The sequence below is a fragment of the Pseudochrobactrum asaccharolyticum genome (assembly GCF_003314995.1).
GTDB classification, from domain to species: domain Bacteria; phylum Pseudomonadota; class Alphaproteobacteria; order Rhizobiales; family Rhizobiaceae; genus Pseudochrobactrum; species Pseudochrobactrum asaccharolyticum.
Window position 1 is genome coordinate 471,320 of sequence record NZ_QNRH01000004.1, and the last position, 9,448, is coordinate 480,767.

The 9,448-nt window shown below is 50.7% G+C and carries 6 protein-coding genes; 5 read left to right on the top strand and 1 reads right to left on the bottom strand.

Annotated elements, in window-relative coordinates; genetic code table 11:
- The first annotated feature begins 20 nt into the window (after positions 1-20).
- Positions 21-4,223: a DNA-directed RNA polymerase subunit beta' gene (gene rpoC / locus DFR47_RS13360; protein WP_113944895.1), complete on the top strand. Its 4,203-nt coding sequence runs from the start codon at positions 21-23 to the stop codon at positions 4,221-4,223.
- 176 nt (positions 4,224-4,399) lie between these two features.
- Here the strand turns inward: rpoC and DFR47_RS13365 are convergent, their stop codons facing one another.
- Positions 4,400-4,729, bottom strand: a complete 330-nt coding sequence (locus tag DFR47_RS13365) for a hypothetical protein (protein ID WP_483470855.1) — start codon at positions 4,727-4,729, stop codon at positions 4,400-4,402.
- Between the two features lie 486 nt (positions 4,730-5,215).
- On the opposite strand from DFR47_RS13365, the gene rpsL reads away from it, so the two are divergent.
- From rpsL to tuf, 4 genes are all read left to right on the top strand, one after another.
- Positions 5,216-5,587 carry a 30S ribosomal protein S12 gene (gene rpsL, locus DFR47_RS13370; protein ID WP_022709963.1) on the top strand — a complete coding sequence of 124 codons (372 nt, stop codon included), beginning with the start codon at positions 5,216-5,218 and terminating at the stop codon, positions 5,585-5,587.
- 70 nt (positions 5,588-5,657) lie between these two features.
- Positions 5,658-6,128: a 30S ribosomal protein S7 gene (gene rpsG, locus DFR47_RS13375; protein ID WP_113944897.1), complete on the top strand. Its 471-nt coding sequence runs from the start codon at positions 5,658-5,660 to the stop codon at positions 6,126-6,128.
- Between the two features lie 30 nt (positions 6,129-6,158).
- The gene (fusA, locus tag DFR47_RS13380; RefSeq protein WP_113944898.1) at positions 6,159-8,243 is read left to right on the top strand and encodes an elongation factor G; all 2,085 of its coding nucleotides are present in this window, start codon (positions 6,159-6,161) and stop codon (positions 8,241-8,243) included.
- A gap of 64 nt (positions 8,244-8,307) precedes the next feature.
- Positions 8,308-9,448 (top strand): elongation factor Tu (gene tuf, locus DFR47_RS13385; protein WP_113944899.1); only part of this gene is annotated, 1,141 nt, incomplete at its 3' end.

Sequence of the window (9,448 nt, forward strand, 5' to 3'; positions counted from 1 at the left end):
GATGCCCGAAGGAGAACGGCATGAACCAAGAGGTCATGAATCTTTTCAATCCTCAGGCTCCGGCGCAGACATTCGATTCCATCCGGATTTCGATTGCGTCCCCTGAGAAGATTCTATCCTGGTCATACGGCGAGATCAAAAAGCCAGAAACGATCAATTACCGTACGTTCAAGCCTGAACGCGATGGTCTTTTCTGCGCGCGTATCTTCGGCCCGATCAAGGACTATGAGTGCCTGTGCGGTAAGTACAAGCGCATGAAATACAAGGGCATTATCTGTGAGAAGTGCGGCGTTGAAGTAACGCTGTCACGCGTGCGTCGTGAGCGCATGGGCCATATCGAACTGGCTGCTCCTGTTGCCCATATCTGGTTCCTGAAATCGCTTCCTTCGCGTATCGGCACATTGCTTGATATGACGCTGAAGGATATCGAACGCGTTCTGTATTTCGAAAACTACATTGTTACCGAACCAGGTCTGACTTCCCTGAAAGAGCATCAGCTGCTTTCAGAAGAAGAATACATGATCGCTGTTGATGAATTTGGTGAAGACCAGTTCACAGCGCTGATCGGTGCGGAAGCGATTTATGATCTGTTGGCTTCGATGGAACTCGACAAGATTGCTGTGCAGCTGCGCACTGATCTGGCCGAAACCACATCGGAACTGAAGACCAAGAAACTGATGAAGCGTCTCAAAATCGTTGAGAACTTCATGGAATCCGGCAACCGCCCTGAGTGGATGATCATGAAGATCGTTCCGGTGATCCCGCCGGATCTGCGTCCGCTTGTACCGCTGGACGGCGGTCGTTTTGCGACTTCCGATCTGAACGACCTTTACCGTCGTGTGATCAACCGTAACAACCGTCTGAAGCGCCTGATGGAGCTTCGTGCGCCTGGCATCATTATCCGTAACGAAAAGCGTATGCTGCAGGAAGCTGTGGATGCTCTGTTCGATAACGGCCGTCGCGGTCGTACTATTACCGGTGCGAACAAGCGTCCGCTGAAGTCGCTTTCGGATATGCTGAAAGGTAAGCAGGGTCGTTTCCGTCAGAACCTCCTTGGTAAGCGCGTCGACTATTCCGGTCGTTCGGTTATCGTGACCGGTCCTGAGCTGAAACTGCACCAGTGCGGTCTGCCTAAGAAAATGGCTCTGGAACTGTTCAAGCCGTTTATCTATGCACGTCTTGACGCCAAAGGCTTCTCCTCGACTGTTAAGCAGGCGAAGAAGCTGGTTGAAAAAGAACGTCCGGAAGTTTGGGATATCCTTGATGAGGTTATCCGCGAGCATCCGGTTCTGCTCAACCGTGCGCCGACACTGCACAGACTGGGTATTCAGGCTTTCGAACCAACTCTGATTGAAGGTAAGGCAATCCAGCTGCACCCGCTCGTTTGTACTGCGTTTAACGCGGACTTCGACGGTGACCAGATGGCTGTTCACGTGCCGCTGTCGCTTGAAGCGCAGCTCGAAGCACGCGTTCTCATGATGTCGACCAACAACATCCTGCATCCGGCAAACGGTCTTCCGATCATCGTGCCGTCGCAGGATATGGTTCTCGGCCTCTACTACCTGTCGATCGTTGCTGAAAACGAACCTGGTCAGGGAATGACATTCGCCGATATGGGTGAATTGCAGCATGCGCTGGAAACCAAGATCGTTACGCTGCACACCAAGATCAAAGGCCGCTACAAGTCAGTTGATGCGGAAGGCAAGCCTGTGTCGAAAATCTTTGATACAACGCCTGGCCGTCTGATCCTCGGTGAGTTGCTGCCGAAGAACGCCAATGTTCCTTTCGATATCTGCAATCAGGAAATGACCAAGAAGAACATCTCCAAGATGATCGATCTGGTCTACCGTCATTGCGGTCAGAAAGAGACAGTGATCTTCTGTGACCGCGTGATGCAGCTTGGTTTTGCTCATGCTTGTCGCGCCGGTATTTCGTTTGGTAAGGATGACATGGTCATTCCTGATGCCAAGGCGAAAATCGTTGCTGATACAGAAGCTTTGGCCAAGGAATATGAACAGCAGTACAATGACGGTCTGATCACTCAGGGCGAAAAGTACAACAAAGTTGTTGATGCCTGGGGTAAAGCGACTGACAAGATCGCCGACGAAATGATGGCCCGTATTAAGGCTGTTGAATTCGACAAGGAAACCGGTCGTCAGAAGCAGATGAATTCCATCTACATGATGTCGCACTCCGGTGCCCGTGGTTCGCCTTCGCAGATGCGTCAGCTCGGCGGTATGCGCGGTCTGATGGCCAAGCCTTCGGGCGAGATTATCGAAACACCGATTATCTCGAACTTTAAAGAAGGTCTGACCGTGAACGAGTACTTCAACTCGACACACGGTGCCCGTAAGGGTCTGGCCGATACGGCTCTGAAAACCGCTAACTCCGGTTATCTGACACGCCGTCTCGTTGACGTTGCGCAGGATGCGATCATTTCTGAGCCAGATTGCGGTGCGACCGTTGGTCTGACGATGAACCCGATCGTTGATGCCGGTCAGATCGTTGCCTCGCTCGGCATGCGTATTCTGGGTCGCGTTGCTCTGGACGACATTACACATCCGGCATCGGGTGAAGTGATTGTTGCCTCCGGTGATATGATCGAAGAACGTCATGTTGAAGTGATCGAAAAGGCTGGTATCCAGACTGTTCGTATCCGTTCGGCTCTGACCTGTCTGACACGCTCCGGCGTGTGCGGTAAGTGCTATGGTCGTGACCTTGCACGCGGTACTCCGGTGAACAAAGGTGAAGCTGTCGGCGTTATCGCTGCTCAGTCGATCGGTGAGCCTGGTACCCAGCTGACCATGCGTACTTTCCACCTTGGTGGTACAGCGCAGGTTGTGGATAGTTCGTATCTTGAAGCTTCGTATGAAGGTACTGTTGCTCTGCGTAACCGCAATGTGGTTCGCAATGCTGACGGCAACCTCGTGGTGATGGGCCGTAATATGGCTGTTCTCATCATGGATGCTTCCGGTAAGGAACGTGCAAGCCATCGTGTAACCTATGGTTCGCGTCTGTTCGTCGATGACGGCGACGGCGTGAAGCGTGGTCAGCGTCTGGCTGAGTGGGATCCGTATACCCGTCCGATCATCACCGAAGTTGAAGGTGTGATTGAGTTCGAAGATATGGTTGACGGTCTGTCGGTTGCAGAAAATACCGATGAATCCACAGGTATCACCAAGCGCGTTGTTATTGACTGGCGTTCAACACCTCGCGGTGCGGATCTGAAGCCTGCTCTCGTTGTTAAAGACAAGAACGGCAAAGTTGCGAAACTGTCGAAGGGGGGGGAAGCCCGCTTCCAGCTCTCCGTTGAAACCATTCTCTCGGTTGAGCCAGGTGCAACGGTTCGCATCGGTGACGTGATTGCCCGTCTGCCGATGGAAAGCGCGAAGACCAAGGATATTACCGGTGGTCTGCCACGTGTTGCTGAACTGTTCGAAGCACGTCGTCCGAAAGATCATGCGATCATCGCTGAAGTTGATGGTACAATCCGTTTCGGCCGCGACTACAAGAACAAGCGCCGCATTATTATTGAACCAAACGACCATAATCTGGAGCCGGTTGAATATCTGATCCCTAAAGGCAAGCCTTTCCATCTTCAGGATGGCGATGCGATTGAAAAGGGTGACTATATTCTCGACGGCAATCCTGCGCCGCATGACATTCTGGCGATCAAGGGCGTGGAGGCACTCGCTTCTTACCTCGTGAACGAAATTCAGGAAGTCTATCGTCTGCAGGGTGTGACGATCAACGATAAGCATATCGAAGTGATCGTTCGTCAGATGCTGCAGAAAGTTGAAATCACGGAATCCGGTGACAGCACCTATATTCCTGGTGACAATGTTGACCGTATTGAACTTGACGAAATTAATGATCGTCTGGTTGAAGATGGTAAGAAACCTGCTGAAGGTCTGCCGGTTCTGCTCGGTATTACCAAAGCTTCGTTGCAGACACCTTCGTTCATCTCGGCTGCTTCCTTCCAGGAAACAACCCGCGTTCTGACCGAAGCTGCTGTTGCCGGTAAGATGGATACGCTGCAGGGTCTGAAGGAAAACGTGATTGTTGGTCGTCTGATCCCTGCCGGTACCGGCGGTATGATGAGCCAGATCCGTCGTATTGCGACAGCCCGTGATGATCTGATCATCGATGAGCGTCGCAAGACTTCCGGTGCGGATGCTGCAAATGCAATGCTGGTTGATATGACCAATAATGCTGCAGAATAATCTGCCTCTTATAAGATAAAGAAAAGGCCACCTTCGGGTGGCCTTTTTTGTTGCTCGGGCAGGGTAGTTTAAAGGCTTGTGATCGGAATAGTTTTAGCAAGCCAACTTGAGCGCAAAAAAAGAGCATTCCCAGTTTCACTGAAAATGCTCTTTGATCGTTAAAATGAGAGAGGGGATTATTCCTCGTCTTCATCCTCATCTTCTTCGCTGGAACCATCGAATTCAATCATGGCAACCTGACCGGAGAGGGCAGTATTATAACCGCTCAGATATGGCTCTTCTTCCGGCTGTTCTTTCAGGGTGCCGATTTCAGAAATCTCGGCTTCAGCAAAACCTTCACTAGCAAGAATTTCCAAAGCGGCCTGAATGACATCTTCTTCCGGTTCTGACTTAAACAGGATGTGGACATTGACGGGATCGCTCTCGCCCTCTTTCCAGGCATCTGCAATAATGAGAAAAACTTCATTCGAATCGGGATTTGTGTCTGACACGGGGTATTCCTTAATTTCCGGTTAAAGCTGCCCTGTATCAGGGCCTGAAACGGCTGAATCAGACTGTCTGCATAAAAGATAATCCGAGAAAAAGACAGTGGGATACGGATTCTGCCCAAGATTTATGTGTTTAGCATTACAAAACAGGCAAAAGCAGACCAAATGACCTCCAAACGGAGGGCTGAAACCGGTTTTTCCTGTCATAAATCAGAAAACTAAGCCACTGGTCTTGACGAAACGTACCTTTAAGCGTATCAGCACACCATCTGAGCCGATGTGAGGCTGGCTGTTCCGGAGTGTCTCGCTCTGGAGTTTGTCTCAAACAGGGTTCGTTTTACGATCTAATATGTAAATCTCGTTCGCATGAAGGTAACTTCCTCTGCTTTTGTTCGGGCATGCCAATGCAAACATTGGCTTAATGTCCGATTCTGTGTATTTGCATAGTGGTGAAACGTCCCTTTGGGGCAAAAGATATGAGTTAATTCAGTAGAGGAAGGTTCAATGCCTACCGTAAACCAGCTAATTCGCAAACCTCGCCAGGCGCAGGTTAAGCGTAATAAGGTTCCTGCTCTGCAGGCAAACCCACAGAAGCGCGGTGTATGTACCCGCGTTTACACAACAACCCCGAAAAAGCCGAACTCGGCGCTGCGTAAAGTAGCAAAGATTCGTCTGACCAACGGCTTTGAAGTCATCGGTTATATTCCGGGTGAGGGTCACAACCTTCAGGAGCACTCCGTTGTCATGATCCGCGGCGGCCGCGTCAAGGATTTGCCAGGTGTGCGTTATCACATCATTCGTGGTGTTCTCGATACCCAGGGTGTTAAAAACCGTAAGCAGCGTCGTTCGCTGTATGGTGCTAAGCGTCCTAAATAAGTAATTTTCCGGGGATACCGGCCACCTGATCCTCAGGTGAGTTGAGCCCGATGTAATTAAAGAGATCGACATGTCACGTCGTCATAGTGCTGAGAAGCGTGTAATCAATCCGGATCCGAAGTTTGGTGATCTGGTTGTTACAAAATTCATGAATGCAATCATGCTTCATGGTAAGAAATCTGTTGCAGAGTCCATCGTTTATGGTGCTCTGGATTCTGTTGAAGCGAAAGCTAAGCAGGATGGTCTGGTGATGTTCCATCAGGCGCTCGACAATGTTGCGCCTCACGTGGAAGTGCGCTCACGCCGTGTAGGTGGTGCGACTTATCAGGTTCCTGTTGATGTTCGCCCTGAGCGTCGTCAGGCTCTGGCGATCCGCTGGCTGATCAATGCAGCTCGCAATCGCAATGAAACAACGATGATTGATCGTTTGTCCGGCGAATTGCTTGATGCTGCAAACAACCGTGGTTCTGCCGTTAAGAAGCGTGAAGATACTCACCGTATGGCTGAAGCCAACCGCGCATTCTCGCATTACCGCTGGTAATCGTCGAACTCTATTCAAAGAGCAAATATTATGGCCCGCGAATATAAAATCGAAGACTACCGTAATTTCGGTATTATGGCGCACATCGATGCCGGTAAAACGACAACGACTGAGCGTATCCTGTTCTACACAGGTAAGAACCATAAGATCGGTGAGACCCACGACGGCGCCTCCACAATGGACTGGATGGAGCAGGAGCAGGAACGTGGTATTACCATTACCTCTGCTGCAACAACTACGTTCTGGGAAGGCCGTGATGGCAAGAAGCGTCGCTTCAACATCATCGATACTCCTGGTCACGTTGACTTCACGATTGAAGTTGAGCGTTCCCTTCGCGTTCTCGATGGTGCGATTGCACTTCTCGATGCGAACGCCGGTGTAGAGCCGCAGACTGAAACCGTATGGCGTCAGGCTGAGAAGTACCACGTACCGCGTATGGTTCTTGTCAATAAAATGGACAAGATCGGTGCGGATTTCTATCGCTGCGTAGAAATGATCAAAACCCGTCTGGGTGCAACTGCTCTCGTTATCCAGCTGCCAATCGGTGCTGAAAACGAATTCGGCGGTGTGATCGATCTCGTTGAGATGAAGGCACTGACATGGGATGGTACAATCGGCGCTCCGACGCAGGTTGGTGAAATTCCTGCTGACCTTCAGGCTAAAGCAGAAGAATATCGCGAAAAGCTGATCGAAACTGCTGTTGAAGTTGATGAAGCTGCAATGGAAGCTTACCTGGAAGGCACTCTGCCTACCAATGATGAGCTGCGTGCGCTGATCCGTAAGGGTACGATTGCTGTTCAGTTCCATCCTGTACTTTGCAGCACCGCGTTCAAGAACAAAGGCATTCAGCCTGTTCTGGATGCAGTTGTTGACTATCTGCCAGCTCCGAACGAAGTGCCTGCGATTAAAGGTATCGACGTAAAGACTGAAGAAGAAACAACTCGTGAATCAACGGATGATGCGCCGCTTTCGCTGCTCGCATTCAAGATCATGAACGATCCGTTTGTTGGCTCGCTGACATTCGCGCGTATCTACTCAGGTAAGCTGACCAAGGGTACTTCTCTCGAGAATACCGTTAAAGGTAAGCGTGAGCGTATCGGCCGTATGCTGCAGATGCACTCCAACTCCCGTGAAGATATCGAAGAAGCATTTGCTGGTGATATCGTTGCGCTGGCTGGCCTCAAGGAAACCACAACCGGTGACACGCTCTGCGATCCGCTGAAGCCTGTTATTCTAGAACGCATGGAATTCCCAGAGCCAGTTATCGAAATCGCGATTGAACCAAAGACTAAAGCTGACCAGGAAAAGATGGGTATCGCCCTGAACCGTCTGGCTGCTGAAGATCCTTCGTTCCGCGTTAAGTCCGATGAAGAATCCGGCCAGACAATTATTGCTGGTATGGGTGAACTTCACCTCGATATTCTCGTTGACCGTATGCGTCGTGAGTTCAAGGTTGAAGCTAACATTGGTCAGCCACAGGTTGCTTACCGTGAATCGATCACCCGCAAAGCGGAAATCGATTACACACATAAGAAGCAGTCCGGTGGTTCGGGTCAGTTCGCTCGCGTCAAGATTGTTTTCGAACCGCATGACGGCGATGACTTCATCTTCGAATCCAAGATCGTTGGTGGTGCTGTTCCTAAGGAATACATCCCAGGCGTTCAGAAGGGTATCGAAAGCGTCATGGGTGCGGGTCCTCTTGCAGGCTTCCCGATGCTCGGTGTGAAGGCAACTCTCATCGATGGTGCATACCATGATGTTGACTCCTCCGTATTGGCCTTCGAAATCGCTTCCCGTGCAGCATTCCGTGAGGGTGCACAGAAAGCCGGCGCTCAGTTGCTCGAACCGATCATGAAGGTCGAAGTCGTGACACCTGAGGATTACGTTGGTGACGTTATTGGCGATCTGAACTCCCGTCGTGGTCAGATTTCCGGTACGGAAGCCCGTGGTATCGCTACTGTAGTTAACGCAAATGTTCCACTGGCCAGCATGTTTGGTTATGTGAACAACCTGCGCTCGATGTCACAGGGCCGCGCCCAGTACACCATGCAGTTCGACCATTATGAGCCGGTTCCTGCAGCTGTAGCCGCAGAAATCCAGAAGAAGTTTGCGTAAGCCTTTTGGCTTACGCTCGTTAAAATAAGAATGCCTGAGCAGGCTAAATTAATGGAGAGCTCAGATGGCAAAGAGCAAATTTGAACGTAATAAACCGCACGTCAATATCGGTACAATCGGTCACGTTGACCATGGTAAGACCTCGTTGACAGCTGCTATCACCAAATTCTTTGGTGACTTCCGCGCTTACGACCAGATCGATAACGCACCGGAAGAAAAAGCCCGCGGTATCACCATTTCGACTTCGCACGTTGAATACGAAACCGAAAACCGTCACTACGCACACGTAGACTGCCCAGGTCACGCTGACTATGTTAAGAACATGATCACCGGTGCGGCGCAGATGGACGGCGCGATCCTCGTAGTTAACGCTGCTGATGGTCCAATGCCACAGACCCGTGAGCACATCCTGCTCGCTCGTCAGGTTGGTGTTCCTGCGATCGTAGTATTCCTGAACAAAGTTGATCAGGTTGACGACGAAGAACTTCTGGAACTCGTTGAAATGGAAGTTCGTGAACTTCTGTCGAAATACGACTTCCCAGGTGATGACATTCCAGTAATCAAGGGCTCGGCTCTTGCTGCTCTGGAAGACAGCAACAAGACAATCGGTGAAGATGCAGTTCGCAAGCTGATGGAAGCAGTTGATGCTTACATCCCTACACCAGAACGTCCAGTTGACCAGCCGTTCCTGATGCCAATCGAAGACGTATTCTCGATCTCCGGTCGTGGTACAGTTGTTACCGGTCGTGTAGAGCGCGGTATCATCAAGGTTGGTGAAGAAGTTGAAATCGTTGGCATGAAAGCCACCGGCAAAACAACTGTTACCGGCGTTGAAATGTTCCGCAAGCTGCTCGATCAGGGCCAGGCTGGCGATAACATCGGTGCACTGGTACGTGGTGTTGGTCGTGAAGACGTTGAACGTGGTCAGGTTCTCTGCAAGCCAGGTTCCGTTAAGCCACACACCAAGTTCAAGGCAGAAGCTTATATTCTGACTAAAGACGAAGGTGGCCGTCATACACCATTCTTCACAAACTACCGTCCGCAGTTTTATTTCCGTACAACTGACGTAACCGGTATTGTGACCTTGCCAGAAGGCGTGGAAATGGTTATGCCGGGCGACAACGTAACTGTTGATGTTGCGCTGATCGTGCCAATCGCTATGGAAGAAAAGCTCCGTTTCGCGATCCGTGAAGGTGGCCGCACTG

Bases quoted from the DNA above. Each gene is read 5' to 3' on its own strand.
- rpsG (WP_113944897.1), top strand. From the start codon at position 5,658: ATGTCACGTCGTCATAGTGCTGAGAAGCGTGTAATCAATCCGGATCCG.
- fusA (WP_113944898.1), top strand. From the start codon at position 6,159: ATGGCCCGCGAATATAAAATCGAAGACTACCGTAATTTCGGTATTATG.
- rpsL (WP_022709963.1), top strand. From the start codon at position 5,216: ATGCCTACCGTAAACCAGCTAATTCGCAAACCTCGCCAGGCGCAGGTT.
- rpoC (WP_113944895.1), top strand. From the start codon at position 21: ATGAACCAAGAGGTCATGAATCTTTTCAATCCTCAGGCTCCGGCGCAG.